The following is a 20,700-nucleotide window of genomic DNA, read 5'->3' on the forward strand; positions in this document are numbered from 1 at the left end:
CGACTTGTAAGCTTGCCACCCCAAAATTTGGAAACGGAATCCACAATGAAACTCAATGCTGCCCTCCTGCTGTTGGCAATCACTGCTCTTTCTGGTTGCGTGCAAACTGCCTATAGCAAAAGCATCTCAGTTACCAAGGATGCGGAAGGTCGAATCGTTCAGACGGTCGAGACTGAGACGATTACACAGCCAGGCCAGGGATACCAAATGAAGCTGGAAAAAATCAAAGGCATTCAGCCATAAACGTCCTCTTCAACAGAACGGAATCTCAAAGTGTTTCTAACCCTCCTGCAACACTACATGCGCGACCTCGATCTCAGGAAAGCAAAGATCCATTTGGCTGGTTTCAACCAAGTGGAGGAGCCAATCGACGAATTCATCGCGGGCACTTTTGATGAATGGCAGTCCTACCAAAACGCCAAAAACTTCAGCCGTGAGTATCTGATTAGCCTGATCCAGATGCCAGGCACAAAGCGTTGGCTTTTCGCCGGTGTGTATGACCAGTTGGTGCCTACGAAGAGGCCCGCAGACACAAAAACCAAGTGGAAATATACCTATCGCCACCTCGCTGGGTTTGAGGAACTCGAGGGGCGGCTAATCCTTGAGTACGCTCGTTCAGGACGTCAGGCTTACGTTTATGCCGACAAGGTTGTGCATGACATGCGGGTGCATTCTCTTCGAGCCAAGCGAATGACCGTGGGCGACTTCCCTGGCTTCAAGGCCGTAGATATCAGTCACAGAACACTCAAGGTCATTGTAAAAGAACAGATCGATTCTTGGCGGTCTGCTTTGAGCAGTGTGGCCGGCGTCTACCTCATCTCAGATCGTGAGCACCACATGCTCTACGTGGGTAGCGCAACGGGAGAGGGAGGCATTTGGGCACGGTGGGAAACCTATGCTCACGGTGGGCATGGGGGGAATGTGCGGCTCAAGGCACTGGAAGCTGAAAAGGGCAGTGTTTTTACCAACGGCTTTTATTTCTCGATCTTGGAGATCGCGGATAAGAACACTGGCGAGAAGCAGATGATGCAGCTCGAGAGCGAATGGAAGAGGCGCCTGCTTACTAGAGATGCTGGGCTGAATGGGAACTAGCTAAACCCGGTGTTACGCTCCAAGCTCTTGAAGTTGGCGCAGGGCCGTAGGTTAGCAGCGCAACCGGATCTGTTCCGAATCGGTTTCCAAGATCAAATCGTAAGTGCCTGCCGTCCGGACTGTTGCATTTTTCGCGGTAATTGAGCTCAACACAATCGTTGTAGAGATTGATAGGTATGGCAAGCGGAGCGCGCGACGTTTTGGATGTAATCCTGGAGGGACAAGACGCCGGGTTGCCAAGGCTCGGTTCACGACAGCCATTCCCCGCAGGGGCACGCACAAAAAACGCGCTAGTCGGACGCGGCGGAAAACGACCAGGTTGAGTGGAGAAATCCGATGGGTATGACGGACGATGACGACACAGTGTACTGCGACATTCACATGCCCCTAGGGCGGGGCCGTCAGCTGCCGTAGATGTTGGGCATACTCACGAAGTCAAATGCCCATCCGACTCTGGACATGATCCGGAGCGAAGGCCGGATTGCTCAGAAAAATGTCGTGAAAATTACCATGAGGGGCTTTTTTCAAACATGCTCACTCACGCGAGCAGGGCACGTGAAGTGGTATGTATGACAAGACTTGACCTCAAGATTGCGGTAGATCGGCCGAAAGCATGCTAAGAAATGCTTTTGGATCCCATTTTAAACCTGCTTGCTCGGAGCTGGCGGCCGAATTTAAGGTGCGCATATGTTGTTACTGGAGTTTCTTGCAGCCAAACGTTATTCGGGCGCCGACCGTATTTACGTCGCCCCGCACATCCCACTCAAGCTGCTGAATAATGCACTGGATTCGTATGGCCTAAATGAAGACCCAGCTAGCATTAAGGTTCTGATAGACGACACGGTGTTTGGTAGCGGAAAAGAAGGCGCGTTGATCGCAGAGGATTTCTTTGGCTTCAAAGAAGTATTTGCCGACATGGAGCCTTTCGAGTTCAAGGATGTGGAAAAGCTGGAAGCAAAAGGCGCCAAAATCCACCTTAACGGCGAAGCCGTCACGAGCATGTCCGTGGTGGACAAAAAAAACCTCCAGCACTTTTTTTCTTTGTTGAGTGAATGGCGGGAAGTGGTTCGTGCTGGCGGGGCGGGCGCCCAAGTGGTGGTCGGCGGCCCAGCCGAGCTTTCCGATGTGCAGGTGCAGCAAGTGATACAGCGCATGGTCGCTGCAGCGCAGCGCTTAGCGCCCGAGCGGGTGTTCGTGACACCCAACATCCCGCCGAAAAAACTTCAAGGTGCGCTCGAGTCCTATGGCGGATCTCTGGTCGCCGATGATGTGCTGATATTGATCGATGACACGCTGTTCGGCGGCGCAAAGGAAGGGCTGCTGTTTGGTCGCGAAACCTTCGCCCTGAAGGTACTGATGGATTCGCCCCGGCTGTTCTTCTGGCGCCACGCTGAAACTATTAATTTGATCAAGCGCGACCTGTATATCAATGGCCGCAAGATCGGCACGCTAACTCAGGCTGGCGAAAAGGAACTCGGGCCATTCCTTTCCGCGATTAATGCGGAATTGAAAGCTGCGCGCGCTGGCGAAGTGATCGGTTCCCCCGCCGCAATACCAGCGCCGGTGGAGCCCGCCCACACCGCCAACGATGAAGTGGAATCGCTTACATTCATTGAACCTGAGGTTTTTCTGCAGCAGGCACCCGTGCGCACGGTGACTGCGCAGACGGAAAAAATCACGCCGGAAAAAGCAGCTGCGCCTGCCAAAAATGGCACCAAGGACAAACTCCTTGGCTATGTCGGCGGAGCCATTGAGCAAAACAAATCGAGAATTATCCCTTTTTTGAAGGAGAAGACCGGCGAAGCGTCGATGGCGGCTTTGCGAAACGATGAAAACATCGAAAAGCTAGCTAGCATCCTTTACGCCTTCTTGCCCGGTTTTGTGCGACTGGCGCTTAAGGAGCATGTGTTCGTCAAATTCGTGCTGGAAAATCGCGACAAGATCCTCGACAAGTTGCTGCAAGAAGAACTCCAGCCCCAGCCAAATTTGGCAGCGCCAGTATCGGTGGCCATGCTTGGTTTCGACAAACAGCTTGATAATTTGCTGGGCGATGACCAATTATCATTAGTGGCCGATGGCGCCACCGCCATCGCCAAAATGCGCGGCATCTCGCAGGCCCTGCAAGCTGAACTCACCGATGCCGACGACGTATTGTTGTTCAGTCTGCCGATTCAATGCCTCAATGCTGTACTGACCAAGGCGCATAAATTATCGGGCGAGCCCCAAGCCGATGTGGAGTCGCACATCTTTTTTGCGCTTTCGTTCATGTACGGTTTCTCGTACCACAAAATTCCGGAGCAATTACGCCACGACAATGTGTTTGAAGCTTTCTTCACGGGTTTTTTGATGATTTGCGAAAAGTATCTGGAGTTGCCAGGTGCAGTGGTAGACGTCGAAGGCGAATCGGTTCCCATGGCCTACGGCTTGGCCAAAGTCGTTTCCAAACAAGACTTGAACATGATGGTGCGGAAAATGCTTACCGAAGCAGAGGCGGTACAACAACCAGGTGAGTTTCAGGTCGACGATATTATGTCGCTGCTGCGGGAGGCGAACACCTTTGCAACCGAATGGATCACCGCGCTTACCCAGCAGATAGTGGCAGACGAGCAAGCGTTGCAGCGTAAATGGGGAGATCTGTTGACCTGACCTGCAGCCAAAGACCGTGGGGTGTCGAGCTTGCTAGCAGTGAGGTCAGCAGATTTAGCATGGCAACAGAGGTTTGGCACTGCGCCGCCACAGGCCTGTTCTCATCGCTATAGTTCCAATTATTCAACTGCTAGTCCATAAGCTCTCGCTACGCATACAACCTATTGCGCTCATCCGCGTGCACACAGACGGCTCATTGGCTTCCTTCAGTCATTCCAGGATTTGGGCGGTTCCCCAAGATTTTGGTTCGTCCGCATTTTGTATGCGATGAAGGCCGTCACTCCGTAAATAAACCAGTAAACGGGCGCTGCCGCCAAGCTGGATAGGAACAATAAAGCAGTGCAGACGATGAGCATGATGATGTAGAGGTTCAACAGCGGACGATCGTCTCTTTTTCGGATGTGATTGAGACCAATGCAGATGCCTATCATGTAGAACGAAGTCACGAGAACCCAAATCCTGAAGGTGACCGAAATTGCCCTATCACCTCTGCCGTGATCCTGTTGAAAGAAAATCGGGCCAAGCAGCCAGAAGATGCCGAGCGACAGTGCAACTGTCCCCAGAAGCCCCCATCCGAAATAGGTTTTCGCGAAACTGTAATGTCCCTTGCAAAGGCGGCTTTGCAGAAAAGGAAAGGTCAGGACGGCGAGCAAGATTGGCACGAGAAAGGACATCGAAACGTTCCGTCGTTGTATAGAGTGATGTTTTTGAATGTTTGAAGCTTGTACCAGCTTTACTACCTACGACAACTGATGATCAGAGGAAATCTATCAATTTCAATAGTAGCACATGGCCGCCAATTCTTGCCGCCGACAGCTCGAAAAGTAGTGGAAGGGTAGGTTGGCGGCGCTCATTCTGCTGACAAGGGGGTACAATGAAGCTACTCAATCAACCCATCGGCAAACGCTCCGGAGTACCGATCCAAAATGAAGCAGGCGCTTTTACGCCTCCCCAAAAACGACCTTGGTCGTGACTTTGTAGTTGGTGATATCCACTTCAAAACCATGGAGCTGCACAAGGGTCTTCGTGCGCTCGGCTTTGACAGTGCGGTTGATCGGGTCATTGCTGTAGGTGATCTGATCGACCGTGGGCCTGGGATGCTAGATGGCCTAAAGCTGCTCGGCGAACCTTGGTTCTTTTGTGTCCAGGGCAATCACGAACAAATGTTGATCAACGCTTACCGTGAGAATCCACAAGCGCGCTACAGCTCCCACGGTGCGGGTTGGTGGGCAACCATCGCCGATGAGTCGAAAGGAATGGTGATCGAAAGGCTGGAACGTCTTCCGACCGCCATAGAAATTCAGTCCGCACGTGGCCTGGTCGGTGTCGTTCATGCCGATGTGCCGGCAGGGATTTCTTGGCAGGAGTTTGTTGGCAGCCTAGACAATGCTCAGATCGAAGAGATCGCTCTGTGGGGCAGGGAACGGATCATCAAGCATTATCGTGATGGTGTTACCGGCATCTGGAGAGTGTGCTCGGGACATACGTGGATACCGAAACCGCTGAGATTGGGGAATTTTCTTGCGCTTGATTGCACGGGAGGAGGGGATGGCCCATTAGCAATCTACTGCATCCAGGAGGATGTGATCTATGTAGAGGGACGCCCTGTGTCACTTGATGGTGCAGAGATCATCACAGGGCAGTTGCAGGAGCTAGAGCAAGTCCTCAGTCAGCTTAAGACCGAGGTAAGCGGTAACAGGTTGATTGAATCGCAGAGGCTCAGCGGCAAGGCTGAAGCGTTGGCCAAGCAGGCGAACTCGTCGTGGATCAGCATGAGAGATGATGACGCCGAATCTCAGAAGCTTATTAACGCGTTACACGGCCTAAGCTTACTCACCGGCGAGCGCAGAGGTGCCAAGCTTGATGAGCTGAAGGCAAGGTACAGTGGAACGCAGACGGAGCAGCTGCTTCAGAGGCTTTTCGGCGCCTGATTTGCTGTTCTGGGCTTCACAATATGGATCTCAGGACGCTTTCGCCACTAAACCAGCAGCATTTCACAGGCGTGCTGAAGGTGGAATAACACGGTAGTGATACGGCCATCGTCGTCAAAGCTATTGAAGGGACTGCATCCCGATACGAAGGGAGCTGACAGCTTTGATCTTAAGGGTTCGTGCGTCCCGTAAAAACTTCATCATTCATTCCTTCGACAAGGTCAAACCCCGGGACTGATCGGGTTTCGCACTACGGGGGGAGAACTGAATTCTTCATCAATTCTCTGCAACCAGTCGGGGTTTTCGGATTTTCGGCCTGAGCCCACGACTATCTTCAGCGCGCACTCTCGACATTGGTCGAGCAGTGAATAAGGGATTTGCTCTAGCAGTCCTTTGTACTCATCAACGTCACCATCGCGGTATCGATAAAGGTCTGCGCACCAGAGGTTGTTGACCCACTCGCTGATATCTTCTTCGGAGTGCTGTGACGTATACACTAGGTCTTTGACGAAATCGACGATCCGAGGGCGCTCGCGCTTACCGAATCCTCGAGTGGTGAGACAGAAAAATTTCACCGATTTGATAGCCTGTCGGTACTTCCAGGTCAGCGAGTCGAGAGACTGCTCGTCACGCATCTCCGGCACAAGCCTATAAGGGTTAATCAACTCTCCCGTGTTTTTAGCTACCGCATGAATTATTCGATTTATATTGAATGATCGCCATTCATCACGGGCGTGGCAAAACGCGCCAATGAGAATATCGGTTTCCTTTTGCAAATCCGAGATTTCCCGTTCGGTAATGCAGCCTTCACCATCTTGATATTTAATGAGTATGCGCATGTGTTCTCCTGAAATTGCCCCTTCCATAGGACGCTGGATAGAGTCTAGGTGCTAATCCCTTGAGGCAACAGCTTCCCTAAGGAATTGCTCCGATACCGCTATCTTTTCACCAGCCCTTTGTACCGTTCTGGTGATGCAAGGATCTGGTCTCTGAGTTCTTCAGGGTCGATTCTCATGCCGACCCGCGTAGTTATCTGTAGCGTTCTCAAACTGTTCACAGCCTTTATGAACGCTCGTTCCTCTGCCTGCACCCATTCAGGACGTTTATCTTTCCAAAGTGACCATGACATCGGGCTAACTCCACCACTTACTGGATGGAAGCAGTATGTAGGAGCTACGAGTAATGTCTAAGCCGAGAAGTGACTTAAGTCATTATGCAAGCGGAGCGCGCAGACCAGGACGTTCGAAGGCATGAGGACGGAAGCCCGGAGGGCCGAACCCTGTCGATAGACAGGATTCGGTTCACGACAGCCATCCCCGCAGGGGCACGCACAAAACCAAGCTGGTGAAGAGGATGATCCAGCCTTGACTGATCCCTACAATGGCATCCTCCTGACTGCGTCCCTTCACAGACTGATGGATGCCGGGGTCATTGGCTTTGACTCGGATCGCATGTTGGTGGTCGATCCAGAGTTAAGCTTCGAGGAGCGAACGATCCATCAGCTGGTAGGGGTGCACGAGATTGATTTTCGTCCTGAAGCGATGAAATACCTTCAGCATCGCATCAAGCGCACATAGGATTACTGTGGAGGTTGAGCTTTAATTAATAGCGGCCAAGTTTGGTGCGGTAGCTTGTCAGCAAACTAGCGGGTGAGGATGGAAGCCCGCATGACCAAGACGTCCGCTTTTGGCGGTTTGGTTCACGACAGCCGACCCCCATTGGGGTCACGCTCCGAAACAGCTGAAGCGCCTTCAGCATCCACTCATGCGTCTGATCCTGCCGTGTGATCAGCAGCGCCACCGGATCAGCACCCAACCGATCAGCCAAGCTGCCCATCCGGACTTAGAGCATGTTGGCGGTAGCTGAGCGCGTCGCAGTCGTTATAAAACGTGATGTGCCAGCGATCTACATTTGCCACGATGTGATTCGCGTCGGCCTCATCCCAGACCTGAACACCTACAGTCACCATCACACCTTGTCGCTTGCGTACATTTCCAAAGCCCGGCGCAATGAATTTTTGATGTGGTCGCGAAGGTAAGGCGGTTCTAGGACTTCGATCTCGTCTGCATTGCTAAGCAAAAACAGTCTCAGCCCTTGGGTATCTTGAATTGAGCATTTCAAGATGGTACCGATAGAGGTGTGTTCGATTTTTTGAGTTTCATTTAGCTGGTTTTCAGTGAGGCGGTTAAGGAGATTCGCTTCAAGACGCAGCCTCAGCTCTACAGGAGCCTCCTCATGAATGGTATTTAGATCTCTCTGCACTACGAATGCGCCGACGCTGTATCCCTCTGGCTCAGGGGTATCTTGCCAATAGGTCTTGATGTTAACCATCCTATGAAGCATGAGCACGCACTGCTTGCCTGGCCCATTGCTGCTGTACTTCCCGCGCAGGGCATCCCGCTTCGGCATCTTACCGTCAGGCCACTGCTCAGATTCGACGTAGGCCGACAGATAGACATTGGAGTCTTGGAAGGAGAGCGCTAGAGGCCTCAAAATATATGTGCATTCGAGATCACCAACATCGCGTGGCTTATAGACGACCTCTAACGACTGACCGTCGAGCATGGCCGCTTGGATGAGCTCAAGGTGCGCCGGATCGTAAGCACCAGGCAGTAGGGTGATGAAGCGAGTGCCCGTAGTGATTCTGCCCTGGCCGATCAGGTCGTGTTTTGAGTTTCGGCTTATTACCCCTAGCGCGTAATCTCGAAGCTCCACTAGCTGGTCGGTTACCACTTTGAACCCGAAGCGCTCGGCATGCTGCAGTATTGCTACGAGCGTCATCGATTCAGCGGGTGTCAGTACGAGATCTAAGCGAGCTTTTCGCAGTTTCCACCGGTAGGATTTTTGACCTACTGGCTTTTCACCGGTGATCAGTCCCTCCGAAGCAAGGGTCTGCAGGTCGCGCAATGTGGTTTTAAGGTGGGGAACCTGTTCAATCCAATGTGTCAGCTGAGCGTGCAGATCCTCGGTAAGCAGGGAGCGACGCTCCCGCAGCAGCATACCTAAGAGTGCCTTGCGTCTATCTTCTTTGGAAATTTTATTAACCATAGCGAACTCACAGACAAAATCTGTCCTTATTGTGAGTCAGTATCACTTTGCCAGCAAGAAAACCCACCGAACTTAATGGAGCGTCGCATGATTAAGGTCTCGCACCGGAAGTACCCAGCTTACAAAGACCGCGCTGAGGTCAATGCTTTCATTGAATGGCTTGCTGATCAGTTGGGGTCTAACAAGCCTTTAGAGCATCATTACACCAACCGCCAGACCCGCAAGATCTGGCAGTTCTCCAGTCTTCATGACGCTTTTGAGCAGTACGAATGGAATCACCCAGGGGTGGCCCATCTCAATGTAAGTGCGGGCAGTTGTGGTAATAGCAACACTAAAGCCCTTGAGGCTCTAGCCGCTGACCTCAGCGCGGCTGCATGCGACGACTCGATGCTGCGGGGAACCCAGGCCACCATGTCTTGGGGTGGTGTTTCTGCTAAGAACAACCGCTGGCTTGAAGAGAATCGAGTGGGTTTGGCAGCGATGATCGAGCAGGTTGCTGAGGTTCTGCGACATGGAGATCTGGATAGCCCTAAATTCTTCAGCGATCTGCGCTTCAATGCAGGCATGACTAAGGTCTATTCGCTGATCTGCGAGAATTTCATCATCTACGACAGCCGAGTCGCTGCTGCTATGGGCTGGCTAGTCATGAAATACTGCGGTGACAGAAAACTTACCTCTCTCCCTGACGGGCTTCGTTTCCCTTGGGCGCCCGCAAAGGAGGCTCAGAACACTGTTGCGCCTAAGAACCGCGATCCGAGTTTGGAGTGTGACTTTAAATTTCCCCGGCTGCGACGAGGTCATCACCACGCACTCTGGAATATGCGGGCGAGCTGGGTGCTCAGCGAAGCCTTGGCTCATCCATTGGCGCGCGCGAGCCGCTTTCATGAGGGGTTCGGGAATCCTCTTCGTAAGCTTGAAATGGGCCTTTTCATGATCGGGTACGACCTTGGCCAACGAATCGGATGAGCGAGGGGATCGGGGAATGAACGACCAACTTAATCTGGAGGCGCTGATCCTGGCATCGGTTGGATCGGGCATTTCCCACTCCTTGTTGGGGAACCGAATAGCCGAGCAGGTACCACACGTATCTTGTCGAGAGCTTGATGCTGCGCTGGGGGAGCTCCAATTATCCGGCGCACTGCATCAGTTTTACACTAAGGCGGAGTGTGTTTGGGTTGTTGGCCCGTGCGAGGAGGAGGTTTTCAAAGACTTCAGTCCCGAGGTGATTGAGCAGATCCTCAACCCCGGAGAGTTTGTTGAAATAGATGTCGATCAGCTACTCGCTGAGCTGGATGCCATGATCGCTCGGGCCCGGACGAAATAGTGTCAGGGCTAGGCAGGGGATGGGTATGGAACGTCCGGTCGAACTGGTTCCAGTCCATGCTCAGCAGCCCTTGGACTGCCGGGATAAACGCTCAGAGAATAACCGCTTAGGGCGGTTCAATAAGTCTGGCGAAGGTTGTCCGGCTCCTCCCTCCGGTTTATGCGCCCCGTGCTGTCAGTGGTAAAGGCTCGATTGTTCCAGTTACTGCGAACCGCATCCCGGCGATCTCGAGTTTTTCGGCGATGGCCGTCTTGTCAAAGTCCATGGCTTTAAGCTCTCTAATGACGTCCGCATTTCGAGGTCGCGTGGGCGGTCGCGGTATGGAGGTTCACCTTCGCGGCTGTGAGGTACGATGGCTTCCTATGCGAACAAGGGGGCTAGACGCTCGCATCATAGCGGCCCTTTATCGTCGACTGACTGACTACCGGTCGGAATCGAGGCACTGAAAACGGATGATGATCTCCGTACGCGTGGGCAGGTGCCGAAGACTTTTTTTCAAGTACACGGTAGGTCGCGATGTCGGATCGATATGGGCAAGCGGGGCGCGCGGCGTGCAGTATGGAAGCCCGAAGGGCCGAGACGCAGGCGTTCCAAGGCTCGGTTCACGAAGGCACGTACCAGTAACGCCTTTGCGTTATCCGCAGTTAAAAATGGAAATCTTCGGAAACAGCACTCAGTCGACTGTTTTCACTGCTCAGATCGCTGCGGCCAGTCCATTGGGATCAATGCATTCCCAGAGGTGCGAGTCCATCGTTCCCTTGTCGCACCCACATAGCGGGGATCATCAGCGAAGTAGGCGTGTTCGATCAGCAGTACCTGGAGATCCTTCTGAGCCGCCGTTTCATTGAATAAAAAATTGATGTGCTTGCGCATTGCGAGAATTTCTTCGTCTTCACCTGTGAGGAAGGTTTCATCTTCACCACGAGTCGGGTAGTAGGGGCGGCTTATCTGATCGAAAGCCAGGAAGCCAGGTACTGGCGCTCCAACGTCCTTGAAGAACGATTGCAAGGCAAAGGTGAGGGCAACATGAATAGCCAGGCAGTTTTCATCGGAGCCTAGGTCTATCATTCGCAGGACGGCATTCTGTCCACGTTCGATGACCGCTACCTCGGGTGGACGAGCATAAAATTCAATGTCCACATCAACGCATGGCTCTTTGGTCGGCAGATAAACGATTGATTTCGTCATTCTCTCCGAGACCTTGCGTTGAGCCCTATCCAATAGCACCTTCCTGGCAGCATGGTCGACTTTCGCTTCCAGCTCTTCAATCTGAGAGCGCAGCACATCAAGGCTAACTGCGGCTGGCCGTTCAGCAGGGCTGAGCTCAAGAAATAATGAGACTTTTCCTAGCAGGTTCGCCCGATAAGTCGAAGCCGACTCAAACCTTTTATTTTCTTCATTTTGCCGCACCCATGTTGCGATCCGCTCGTTCACTGCCTTGAGATCGGCATTGATGCCTTTGAGCTCGTCATGAAGCACTTGGTCATGCTCCACGAGTCGTGGCTTTACGCTTTCCACAGCAACACTTTCTGAGCGGATGATCTGGAGGGTGGCCTGCAAAGCACCTGCTATTGACCGTCCCTTCTGGGAAGGCGAGTCACAAACAGGGCACACTTCGCCGATCTTCCGGATGTGTTCTGAAATCTCCAGCTTTTCGTATTGGCGCTGTACTGTGCCTCTAAATTCCTCCATTTCAGTTAGCGCGGTCTGAGTTGCGCGTACTCTGCGACGTTGATAATCCAACAGGTTCAGCAGCCTTTTCCGCTCAGCGTATAACGCTGGCAGTTCGTTTTCGTCAGGATTGACCGAGCGACTGGCTGAGCTTCTGCGAGCTGCAACAAGGGCGGTCTTGAGTTCTTCGTCCGTAGCTTGACTGTCCGGGAGAGCGCTGATCATGCCGCATCGCTGAGCATCCATCAAAAGCCGCATTGCCACTGTCCTGAACTCACTGTCGGTCGCTTTCTGGGTACGTTGACGGCGCTCTTCCCTGTCATACCGTTGGCGCAGCTCACGGAGCTTCCGTTCATGGATCACGGACTCTTCGTTTACCACACGGAGAAAATAAGGCATCGTTTCAATTATGCCCTTTGCTTCGTCTGCCTGATCTAGGCCGTGGAGTAACGCCTTCTCGTTGTTGATGACTTCTTTGGTCACAAACATATAGGCAGTGGCGTGGCGCACTGAAGCTCTCCAGCGCTGCACACCAGCTTCATACGAGTCTCCAGCAAGATCCCCAATTCCAAACGCTCGCTCAATGAGTGCCCTCGCTGACTTGAGCGTGGTAGCGCCTTCGAACTCACTGATCTTCCGAGGGAGCGGTAGGTCTCTGCCGGTGCTGACAAACATACTCCCACTACTCTTCTGAGTGAGTGGTGGAATGATGCGTCCCGTGATCATTTCAGCGCTATCGGAGATCCATTTGACTCCAACCGCGATGCTGTGACGGCGCACATACGCCGCGAGTTCGCACTCGCTCGATCCTAAGCAGTAATCGATAGCCTTGATCAGCGTCGATTTTCCAGTACCGGAGGCGCCAGTGATGATGTTCACGCCAGGCTCTAGTGTGATTGTTCTCAGTCGACCTTCTTCCCCAAGGAAAAAGATGCTCGCAATGTTCCAGCGATTCATACGGTCAACCCCATCATGTTGAGTGTAGTGCGGGTGCTTCCCGCCATTGCCATCCAATATCCCAGTGAGCGGGCACGTTTGAAGGCATTCAAATTACGAGAGCTGAGCCGATTGATCGCGCTCTTATTCGTGGACTTCGGCCCTGCTGACAAAAGGCCTTGCTCATTGATACTGAAGAGCTTCGAAAAACAACCATATTGGATGGCTTCAGTAACGATGTCTGCCGAGCTATCGATGCGTTCGCGGAGGTCAATCTGGATGACCGGATTTCTCTGTAGCCACTCAAGAAGCCCTGTCAGGCGGTTAGTCCCCAGAAATGTTTTTTCCAGATTTCCTGACAGCGCAATCGGCAATGCTGCATAGCAGAGCAACATCTCCGGACTACTAGATTTTTCCTCTTCGTACGCCGATGTGAAGGTCGCGAGGATATAGGCACAGAACGCAGGATTCGTTTCAGCGTAGAGGTCGTGAGCGACTATCAAGACTCATCCTCCAGAAGTTTAATGTAGTCAGGGTGCCAACCCACTCGACGGTCTATCGAGAGAGTTTGGTAGGTGCCTCGTATGTAGAAGTGGCGACTCGGCGTAGAGATCGGTTCCACGTTCTTAGGCGCCTCGTCATAAGCCCACCTCAGAAGCTGGAGGCCACTCTCTCGCTTGATCGCTTCATCTTTATCCTCGCAGTCCAATGCCATCTGCTCATGCAGGTCAGACCAGTATTCGATCAGTCGGGAGTCGTATTTGGCGACCTTGAGCTTCATACTTGGGTTATCGGAAACCCAACTCGAGCGCTGTCCATGGGCTCGCCATTGATCTCGAGTGGAGCGTTTCAGGTCGACCTTACTGCCATTGACCAAAGCAATTTGCCGTTCAAGCATGCGGTGGGGCGAATGACCAGGAGGAAACATCGCGTCCTCAAACTCCCACGACAAGTTGTCCTCGACCAGATCGCTTTCGATCTCCATCAACATGTGCTGCAATTCGGTAAACGAAATTGCTCGGTCTCTCATACCGCACAGCGAATGTACAACCTGAAGTCCCCACCATTCGACAAGTCTCTTTGTCACACTGGGACGGTACTCGACAGGTGTCAATTTCAGCTGCTGAGCTATCAAGGCTTCGATCTGAGTGATATCAGGGCTGTTCGGGAATATCTCGATTTGCCTTAGCAAATTCAAACGATTCGAATCACTCAACGCCAAAAAGGCTTCACATCCTGGCGCTCGATCCACATAGGGGAGGGGCGTTTTGGTGGAGGTGGTACGTCGGTCAACGACTCGTTGTGCTTCTTCTGTCATTGCCATGAGAAGCGAGTGTCGATCAGTGTTTCCTTCACACAACGAAAGCAGAGGAGAGCCGTCCGGTATGACCCCAACAGCGATCAAATGGAATCTGGTCGACGCAAGAGACACACTCGGCAGCGTATCGATCCATGCCTTGATCGTCTTCCAAAGCGCCGTTGAGCTGAGTGAAATGGGAGGTGGGCGTTTAGAGAGAGAATGCTTGAGTTGAATGAGCAGGTGCTGGCCATTCACTTCCAATTGCACGTCATCGAGGCGTTCGATGGAAACTGCTGAATCATCCGTGGAATGTCGCAACAGCGACAGCAAGGCATAGTGGGCTTGGTAATAAAAGCCTAACGCGGAAGCGCCGGCTTCGTGCCCCGTTGAACCACTTGATAAATCGGCCACCGTTCCTTGGCTCCTGTTGAATTCAGTGGGGTCGTTACAGACGAACACGACGCATGGTAACAGAATGCCACTATTTTGGGGCTGAAAAGACTGAACGATGATTTCAGGCTGGTCGATTCCCTCGACGTTTTCGAAGCTACCCCGAGAGTCGGGATTTAGGGGGCCATATCGATATGATCAAGGCTCGTTTCGAGATGTGACTAGACAGCCCCAGAGGCAACCATCTGGTAGTAACTGAGATAAATTTGCCCGGTCTGCGCTGCGTGACGCTTTTTCCTGAGCAGCAAACTTACAAAGTCGATACGTTCCTCAAGCACGGCCATTAGGTCTCCTCCGTCAACCAGAAATATTGACGCTCCTCCAGCCTGGTGTGCAGCAACGCCATCCGAGGAAAAGCCGTTGATCGATAGAAATATCCCTAACGTGTTGTCCAGCTTGGTTCTCACCTTGTCGGTGAAAATTGCGAGATCACCCTTGTTGACTGGGCCTTTCTGCCATTTGGCCTCGAACAAATACTCAGTTCCGTCCAACGAAAAGGCTCCGTCGATTTGCTCTCCCTTATTTTTAAACGAGGCCTTTGGGTCAAGGTCGAACAGTTCAAACACTTCATACATTACGCGCTCCAGTTCGAAGCCGCGAGTTTGTGCATTGTCAGAGCCAATCAGAGCCAGATATCGTGTGTTTATGGCTTGGAGCTTCTGCCGTACAGCAGCGTTTTCACGGAGCTTTTTGGCGGCGACTTCTTGCCTGCGCTTAATCTCGTCCTGTTCTTTTTTGACGTCCTGATGTGGCTCTACCAATGATCTGAGCTGGTTGACTGCACTCCTAGCTTTTTCCACTTTCTGGTGGCCATCTTCCAAGCGTTGAAGATGAGAGAAGTCGGTAATTCTACAAAGCTCATAACAAATCTTCGTCAGATCACCCAGATGGGGTTCAGCATTAGCACACAAATAATCGACCACGTCCGAGGCAATCTGGCGCTTGTAGTTGTCCCAGTGAAACCGGTTAAGGATGGCTGGCGTGGAAAGACAAAGATGTAAAAATCCCCTGAGCTCCGATTTATACCAGTACACCGAACAGAGCGCCTCTTTGAGCGCCATCACCCCAGCAGGGGAAAGCTGTTTTGCCATGTGCATCACCTGGTTATGCAGATAGTCTATGTTTTCTTGCAGCCCTAAGTCCGGCTTCCAAGTTCTGTATCCGCAAGCTTAGCCGATGGTTTAGGTCATGGCGCGACACGCACTTGCATCGGGGGGGCAGGCGGAGAATTTGAGATTCAACTTCCGACAATTTAGGCTTTGATCATGATGGGGTGGAGTTCGCTTTGGCGGTCGCAAGCGGAGGGTATGGCGTGCAGGATGGAAGTCCAAAGGTTTGAGAAGCAGGCATTGCCAATGCTCGGTTTACGACAGACTTTTCCCGTAGGGGGGGCATGCACAAACATCGCCGCAATGGAATGCAGAGCTGATGAAGTTTAATGGAGAGAGTCCGATGTGTACGCCAGACGATAACGACACCGTGTATTGCGACGTTCAAATGCCCTGGGCGCAAGGTCTGATCTGCAGCTGAGCACACTCAGACAAATGCCCATGCGACTCTGAGCAGAGTCATTAAGCCTATGCAGGATGAGCTCAGACCTCAACCGATATCATTGAGATCGCCACCCTCTCGATACCGATCATGAACTTTCCAGCATAATGTCGGCCCATTTCTGAGGGCCGGCTCTGGTTCAGTAATTTTTCTGAGAACCACAGGGTCGTACGAGGCTTTTTTCATGCGGCGCTGCCTACGCAACTCACTTACCTCAGACCTGTAGACTGAACGCCGCCGGCCTCCGATAATGGCATTTCGACCAATCCTCAGCAATGGAGTGCTCATTCGGTGTCATCGACTGTCAGCTGGCTGCACCTATCCGACTTTCACACAGGCAAAGATGGTTATGAGGAGTCTGAAATGTTCTCCCGAATCATCCAGCACGTACGTCATAAACTAGCTAGCGGCTTCACGCCGGATTTTGTCTTCATAACTGGAGATGTAGCAGACAAAGGGGCATCCTCGCAGTACGAAAAGTTCTGCGATGAATTTTTGCAGCCGTTGCAAGAAGTGATCGGCGGAGATATTCACTCTAGAACTTTCATGGTTCCTGGTAATCATGACCTTGATCGAAAGGTGAACCACGCTTTTGATCGGGTCGAATTTGGGAAGCTACGTGAACGCTATTTTGACCCTACCACCGATGGTGCAGGCGCTAGAAAAATGCTCGTGGAACGCTTTCGAAGCTTCATCGACCATGATGTTACAGATAGGGCAGACGGATTTGCGGCCTCTCAAGGCGCATTTTCGGAGCGCGTTACCTTACGCGGTGTTGATGTAGGCGTTGTGGGGGTGAATACCGCCTGGCTATCTAGGGATGAGCACGATGAGGGCTTTTTGACTCTCGGCAAACCACTCTTAGAGACAGCTTTGCGTAAAGTCGATGGGAGCGAGCTAACGATAGTGTTGGGGCATCACCCAATCAGTTGGTTTGCCAAGGAACAGCAACGACCTATCAGATCTCTACTGGCCCATCAGAACTGCATTTACCTGCATGGACATCTCCACGATGCTTGGAGCGAGCCCAGCTATGGGGATGGTGACTTTTTTTTGGCAATCCAATCAGGCGCCGCTTTCCAGGCCCGGGAGGGGGATAGGTGGCGCAACGGCCTAGTGTGGGGAAAAGCGGATTTTTCGACGGGTATGGTCGGTTTGCAGTCCTATCATTGGAATACAAATCATCAAAATTGGACTTTGAATACCGATCCTTTTTCTGAATCCCACCGCGATGGTGAGTGGTGGAATTATCGGTTGCCCTCGTCTCTCAAACCGACTTCTGGAAAAGCAATGCAGCCAGAGCGCCAGTTACCTGGTGGTTGGGAGATTGTGCGTGGTGTCGATTTAGAACCGCATCTTGGTGCATTAGAGTCCGCGTCCGCCCTAGCTTTTTTTGACGGTGCCGTGCCCGACTGGTCGACCGCGCTTTCTAGGTCAATCCCACGGCGAGAAATTGTCGACAGACTCGTGGCACCCTTCAGAGCTCTGACCGATAACGATTTGTGCACTGTCACATTGCTAACCGCAGCTGGGTGTGAAGGTAAAACCACGGCATTGCTTCAGGCCGCGTTTGAAATAATCAAAGACGATCCTGAATGGTCGATATTACGGCGAAAAAATGATGTCCGCCCATTTGATATCATAGAGCTAACTCCATTTTTGTTAGCTGACGGTAAATGGTTAGTTGTGCTTGATGGTGCAGATCAAGCTGCGAAGGCTGTACACGCATTTGCGTCAAGTGACGTAGAGCTTGCTCAGGGAAAAGTGTCCTTTTTACTCGGAAGTCGTGATTCAGACTGGCTGGCGTGCGGAGCAGACAAACTCGCTTGGAAGGCCGCCTGCAGTTTTAAGCATGAACAACTTTCAGGATTGAGCTTGCATGACGCCTCGAAGATTGTCGATGCTTGGTCTCTACACGGTGATATGGGCCTTGGAGATCTTGCCAACACCGAAGCAAAGCACAGAGCGGAGCGGTTTCGGGATTTAGCGAAACTTGAAGCGAAAAGTAGTTCAGGGGGGAACTCAGGAGCGTTCTTCGGCGCTCTTCTCGGTGTCCGTCATGGAAGCGATCTGATTGATCATGCAAGAGCCATGTTGGATAAGCTCGAAACCATCGCCATTCCTTCTGGTGGAACCCTAAAAGACGCAATGGCGTTTATCTCAATCATGCATGCCGAAGGGCAGGATTATCTATCAATTCCAGTATTGGCGGGAGTTTTAGGATGTGATATTGGAAAGTTCCATGCGTTGGTTATTCGTCCCCTTGGCCAGGAGGCAGCGGCGACTACTACCTCGACCTGTGTCTATACGAGACATAAAAATATCGCGAAAGCGATTGTGAATGTACTTGAAAATGGCTATTTGGAGAATATAGCCGAGCATTTCAAGCAGTTGGTGAAAGCTGCGCTCGCTGCCCATCGGGAAGGTGGCTTTATCAAAGGCCTGCATTCGTGGCGATATGATCTCGCAGAGCATTTTTACACTAGCAATAGGCCGCTGCTCGCTGTTGAGATTGCGCAGGCGGTGTTTGAGGCGGAACCGAACGAGCCGAGGGTTATTACGAACCTTGCTTATCTGCATCGAGTGGCTAAAGAACCCCAGGATGCAGTTAGGATGTATCGGAAAGCGCACTTAGTAACTGAAAATCGCCCTTATTATAATGACTGGGCAGTGTCAGAGTCAGAATGTCGGAACTTCCTGGAAAGTACGATTCTCTCGGCTTATGCACTAAGCGATCAGTGTGCACCGAGCCGACCTGCAGTTAACGATGTTAAGGGCTATCTTTCTACCCTTGGTAAAGGGTTTAAGCAGCTATATAACGCCTACTTGGACAGTTCCTATAGAGAAGCAGACCACGCTGTCATGTCAATAAGATTGATTTTCGCCCCACAAAAGTTGAACAGCGAATTTAGGGAATTCAGGTCAAGGGTTGAAAAACGCCGCGCGAATGAATATGACCTCGCTAAAGCGATTCACCTTATAGGTGTCGGAGTCCGAACAGCATTAGAAGGCGGAGCACACCCCTCTGTGACAGATGCAGTGCTAACTCGTGGCAAATTTACATTTTCTGGGCTGGAAACGTTGTCTCGTAATAAAAGCGAGGGATAGGATTTTCCATGTCACAGTAAGATCTGCGGTGGGCTGTTCGTGAGCCTGTCGCAGTTCACCAAGCTAAGTTCTCAGCGGCGGTTCTAAGTGCATTGCGAGTCTGTGAATTTCGATTCAGGGAAAGCTCGCCGTCTCACCTCCCATGGGCTACTACAATTCGCCGATACCTTGAACCGTTTCCCGCATCAACACTTCGAAGCTAGCAGCAGGCTGATTACCTAATTCTGACGCAAGCTACTGCAGACCATCGTCTTCAACTCTTCCTACTTGGGATGTCTCAAGAAAAACGACTGGCCACATTCGCACTGACCTGGCCGACACCTTGCCCTCTTGGATTGAAGATGCCAGCTCAACGTTTAGGTCTGCCTTGGTCATGTTCTGCTCATCACCATGTAGCTGGTGGATGCCATGGAAGGGTTTCAATTCGAAGCCTCTCTGGTTGAGATTTTTCAAACCATCGGCTACGACATGAAAGAAGCCAAAAAGACGGCTAACCATCGCGCGTCGCCCGAAGATGGATTGGCGTAGTACCTGGCAAGCCTCCCTTGCTTTGAGCGCAGGCGTAGGCTCGTTAGGGCAATCGGTTAAAGTCATAAAAGAAACCAGCCGGCTTTGATCGTTTTACCAAAGGTACACTGGCACGCATGAACCAGATACTCACAGGGGAGGAGGGGATGAAGGCATTTTTGGACTGCGAATCCACTCAGCTTAACCGAGACACGAAGTTGATTTCGCTGGCACTCGTGTCCGAGGCCGGCCACGAATTCTACGTCGAGCTCACTGATACCTACCAAGTGGCAGACTGCAGCGACTTCGTGATCCAGAACGTCCTGTCTCAGCTCAACCTCCCTGAACATGGGAAACCCCTGGTCGAAGCTCAAACCTCACTGCTCGCTTTCCTTAGCGACCTTGAAGGCCCGCTCGAAATTTGCTCGGACGCTCCGGACTGGGACTGGGATCTCTTCTGCCAATTGGCCTACGTAAATCATCGTTGGCCAGCTAACGTTGCCAATCGTCCAACCAACCTGATCCTGCTATTCAGGCATCTCGAAGCGGATGATATCGGCAACGTGACGCTCCCGGAACTTCCACATCACGCGCTGCTGGATGCTCGCCTCTTAGCCGACCTTTATCGTCGACTGACTGCCGGTTCCAATCGAGGCGCTGAACATGGCTGATGATCTTCGTACGCTTGAGTCTGTTAGGCGCAAAGCCCTCTGGACACTCTCGCACCTGGTGCCGGGCAACCCACAAGCTGTCGCTATTTTGAATGTGCTTGACGATATTGAAGACCAAGAGCGCGTCGACTTAAACCAGAGTCATCCACATCTCGATATTGATGCTGTCCGCAAAGCAGTCCTGATTGAGCGCCACAGTTCCGGTATCAACATCGTTGACGAGGCCAGTATTCCCCAGCCGTGGCGTGAGCGTTTTCTTCAAGCGAGCATCGGCTCGACGCGCCTGATCGATGCCCCATACGCCCGTGATTGGGAAAAATTCCTGGCTCAATGGCAGGTTGAAATGCAGCACTTGGCTGCCCACAAGATTGCAAGACGAGCGCGTCAGCGTTAAGCATCGGGCGCACCTGCGATTGTCTACCTTTGATGGCGCTGACTATACTGCTGTCACTAACTACCTGAGGT

18 protein-coding genes and 1 pseudogene are annotated in these 20,700 nt (G+C 52.1%); 11 read left to right on the forward strand and 8 right to left on the reverse strand.

The window, feature by feature from the left end:
• Nucleotides 1–45: 45 nt before the first annotated feature.
• Nucleotides 46–243, forward strand: coding sequence for a hypothetical protein (locus tag J3P91_RS07105; RefSeq protein ID WP_434603111.1), 198 nt, complete (start codon nucleotides 46–48; stop codon nucleotides 241–243).
• Nucleotides 244–300: 57 nt separating this feature from the next.
• Nucleotides 301–1,092 (forward strand): GIY-YIG nuclease family protein, encoded by a 792-nt coding sequence (locus tag J3P91_RS07110; RefSeq protein ID WP_434603112.1) that lies wholly within the window; start codon nucleotides 301–303, stop codon nucleotides 1,090–1,092.
• On the opposite strand, the gene J3P91_RS07115 is transcribed toward J3P91_RS07110, so the two are convergent.
• Nucleotides 1,064–1,372: a DUF7693 family protein gene (locus J3P91_RS07115; RefSeq protein ID WP_434603113.1), complete on the reverse strand. Its 309-nt coding sequence runs from the start codon at nucleotides 1,370–1,372 to the stop codon at nucleotides 1,064–1,066. The genes J3P91_RS07110 and J3P91_RS07115 overlap by 29 nt on opposite strands.
• A 407-nt stretch (nucleotides 1,373–1,779) precedes the next feature.
• Between J3P91_RS07115 and J3P91_RS07120 the strand changes: the two genes are divergently transcribed.
• The gene (locus tag J3P91_RS07120) at nucleotides 1,780–3,738 is read left to right on the forward strand and encodes a hypothetical protein (RefSeq protein WP_434603114.1); all 1,959 of its coding nucleotides are present in this window, start codon (nucleotides 1,780–1,782) and stop codon (nucleotides 3,736–3,738) included.
• 206 nt (nucleotides 3,739–3,944) lie between these two features.
• Here the strand turns inward: J3P91_RS07120 and J3P91_RS07125 are convergent, their stop codons facing one another.
• A complete protein-coding gene (locus J3P91_RS07125) occupies nucleotides 3,945–4,412 on the reverse strand; it encodes a hypothetical protein (RefSeq protein ID WP_434603115.1) in 468 nt (155 codons plus the stop codon).
• A 252-nt stretch (nucleotides 4,413–4,664) separates the two neighbouring features.
• On the opposite strand from J3P91_RS07125, the gene J3P91_RS07130 reads away from it, so the two are divergent.
• Nucleotides 4,665–5,669, forward strand: coding sequence for a metallophosphoesterase (locus J3P91_RS07130; protein ID WP_434603116.1), 1,005 nt, complete (start codon nucleotides 4,665–4,667; stop codon nucleotides 5,667–5,669).
• Nucleotides 5,670–5,890: 221 nt separating this feature from the next.
• Here the strand turns inward: J3P91_RS07130 and J3P91_RS07135 are convergent, their stop codons facing one another.
• Nucleotides 5,891–6,508, reverse strand: coding sequence for a hypothetical protein (locus tag J3P91_RS07135; RefSeq protein WP_434603117.1), 618 nt, complete (start codon nucleotides 6,506–6,508; stop codon nucleotides 5,891–5,893).
• Between the two features lie 525 nt (nucleotides 6,509–7,033).
• Between J3P91_RS07135 and J3P91_RS07140 the strand changes: the two genes are divergently transcribed.
• A complete protein-coding gene (locus J3P91_RS07140) occupies nucleotides 7,034–7,246 on the forward strand; it encodes a hypothetical protein (protein WP_434603118.1) in 213 nt (70 codons plus the stop codon).
• Between the two features lie 391 nt (nucleotides 7,247–7,637).
• On the opposite strand, the gene J3P91_RS07145 is transcribed toward J3P91_RS07140, so the two are convergent.
• Entirely contained in the window at nucleotides 7,638–8,717 is a 1,080-nt protein-coding gene (locus J3P91_RS07145; RefSeq protein WP_434603119.1) for a helix-turn-helix transcriptional regulator, read from the reverse strand.
• Nucleotides 8,718–8,804: 87 nt separating this feature from the next.
• Between J3P91_RS07145 and J3P91_RS07150 the strand changes: the two genes are divergently transcribed.
• Nucleotides 8,805–9,683: a hypothetical protein gene (locus J3P91_RS07150; protein WP_434603120.1), complete on the forward strand. Its 879-nt coding sequence runs from the start codon at nucleotides 8,805–8,807 to the stop codon at nucleotides 9,681–9,683.
• 16 nt (nucleotides 9,684–9,699) lie between these two features.
• The gene (locus J3P91_RS07155; RefSeq protein WP_434603121.1) at nucleotides 9,700–10,041 is read left to right on the forward strand and encodes a hypothetical protein; all 342 of its coding nucleotides are present in this window, start codon (nucleotides 9,700–9,702) and stop codon (nucleotides 10,039–10,041) included.
• A 687-nt stretch (nucleotides 10,042–10,728) separates the two neighbouring features.
• Here the strand turns inward: J3P91_RS07155 and J3P91_RS07160 are convergent.
• From J3P91_RS07160 to J3P91_RS07175, 4 genes are all read right to left on the reverse strand, one after another.
• Nucleotides 10,729–12,669: a DUF3732 domain-containing protein gene (locus J3P91_RS07160; protein ID WP_434603122.1), complete on the reverse strand. Its 1,941-nt coding sequence runs from the start codon at nucleotides 12,667–12,669 to the stop codon at nucleotides 10,729–10,731.
• Complete coding sequence (locus J3P91_RS07165) at nucleotides 12,666–13,151, reverse strand: three component ABC system middle component (protein ID WP_434603123.1); 486 nt, start codon at nucleotides 13,149–13,151, stop codon at nucleotides 12,666–12,668. The genes J3P91_RS07160 and J3P91_RS07165 overlap by 4 nt, the downstream gene beginning before the upstream one ends.
• A complete protein-coding gene (locus J3P91_RS07170) occupies nucleotides 13,148–14,359 on the reverse strand; it encodes an ABC-three component system protein (RefSeq protein WP_434603124.1) in 1,212 nt (403 codons plus the stop codon). The genes J3P91_RS07165 and J3P91_RS07170 overlap by 4 nt, the downstream gene beginning before the upstream one ends.
• 200 nt (nucleotides 14,360–14,559) lie before the next feature.
• A complete protein-coding gene (locus J3P91_RS07175) occupies nucleotides 14,560–15,489 on the reverse strand; it encodes a hypothetical protein (protein ID WP_434603125.1) in 930 nt (309 codons plus the stop codon).
• A gap of 823 nt (nucleotides 15,490–16,312) precedes the next feature.
• On the opposite strand from J3P91_RS07175, the gene J3P91_RS07180 reads away from it, so the two are divergent.
• From J3P91_RS07180 to J3P91_RS07195, 4 genes and pseudogenes are all read left to right on the forward strand, one after another.
• Nucleotides 16,313–19,057, forward strand: a complete 2,745-nt coding sequence (locus J3P91_RS07180; protein ID WP_434603126.1) for a metallophosphoesterase — start codon at nucleotides 16,313–16,315, stop codon at nucleotides 19,055–19,057.
• A gap of 231 nt (nucleotides 19,058–19,288) precedes the next feature.
• A pseudogene (locus J3P91_RS07185) lies at nucleotides 19,289–19,561 on the forward strand (restriction endonuclease); the annotation flags it as partial.
• Nucleotides 19,562–19,701: 140 nt separating this feature from the next.
• The gene (locus J3P91_RS07190) at nucleotides 19,702–20,235 is read left to right on the forward strand and encodes a hypothetical protein (RefSeq protein ID WP_434603127.1); all 534 of its coding nucleotides are present in this window, start codon (nucleotides 19,702–19,704) and stop codon (nucleotides 20,233–20,235) included.
• On the forward strand, nucleotides 20,228–20,629 hold the full coding sequence (locus J3P91_RS07195) for a hypothetical protein (RefSeq protein ID WP_434603128.1): 402 nt from the start codon (nucleotides 20,228–20,230) through the stop codon (nucleotides 20,627–20,629). Before J3P91_RS07190 ends, J3P91_RS07195 begins: the two co-directional genes overlap by 8 nt.
• Nucleotides 20,630–20,700 lie beyond the last annotated feature (71 nt).

Source organism: Pseudomonas sp. Z4-7 (assembly GCF_051131965.1).
Taxonomy (GTDB): Bacteria; Pseudomonadota; Gammaproteobacteria; order Pseudomonadales; family Pseudomonadaceae; genus Aquipseudomonas.

Bases quoted from the DNA above. Each gene is read 5' to 3' on its own strand.
- J3P91_RS07105 (WP_434603111.1), top strand. From the start codon at position 46: ATGAAACTCAATGCTGCCCTCCTGCTGTTGGCAATCACTGCTCTTTCT.
- J3P91_RS07110 (WP_434603112.1), top strand. From the start codon at position 301: ATGCGCGACCTCGATCTCAGGAAAGCAAAGATCCATTTGGCTGGTTTC.
- J3P91_RS07120 (WP_434603114.1), top strand. From the start codon at position 1,780: ATGTTGTTACTGGAGTTTCTTGCAGCCAAACGTTATTCGGGCGCCGAC.
- J3P91_RS07125 (WP_434603115.1), bottom strand. From the start codon at position 4,412: ATGTCCTTTCTCGTGCCAATCTTGCTCGCCGTCCTGACCTTTCCTTTT.
- J3P91_RS07130 (WP_434603116.1), top strand. From the start codon at position 4,665: ATGAAGCAGGCGCTTTTACGCCTCCCCAAAAACGACCTTGGTCGTGAC.
- J3P91_RS07135 (WP_434603117.1), bottom strand. From the start codon at position 6,508: ATGCGCATACTCATTAAATATCAAGATGGTGAAGGCTGCATTACCGAA.
- J3P91_RS07145 (WP_434603119.1), bottom strand. From the start codon at position 8,717: ATGGTTAATAAAATTTCCAAAGAAGATAGACGCAAGGCACTCTTAGGT.
- J3P91_RS07150 (WP_434603120.1), top strand. From the start codon at position 8,805: ATGATTAAGGTCTCGCACCGGAAGTACCCAGCTTACAAAGACCGCGCT.
- J3P91_RS07155 (WP_434603121.1), top strand. From the start codon at position 9,700: ATGAACGACCAACTTAATCTGGAGGCGCTGATCCTGGCATCGGTTGGA.
- J3P91_RS07160 (WP_434603122.1), bottom strand. From the start codon at position 12,669: ATGAATCGCTGGAACATTGCGAGCATCTTTTTCCTTGGGGAAGAAGGT.
- J3P91_RS07175 (WP_434603125.1), bottom strand. From the start codon at position 15,489: ATGGCAAAACAGCTTTCCCCTGCTGGGGTGATGGCGCTCAAAGAGGCG.
- J3P91_RS07180 (WP_434603126.1), top strand. From the start codon at position 16,313: ATGTTCTCCCGAATCATCCAGCACGTACGTCATAAACTAGCTAGCGGC.
- J3P91_RS07190 (WP_434603127.1), top strand. From the start codon at position 19,702: ATGAACCAGATACTCACAGGGGAGGAGGGGATGAAGGCATTTTTGGAC.
- J3P91_RS07195 (WP_434603128.1), top strand. From the start codon at position 20,228: ATGGCTGATGATCTTCGTACGCTTGAGTCTGTTAGGCGCAAAGCCCTC.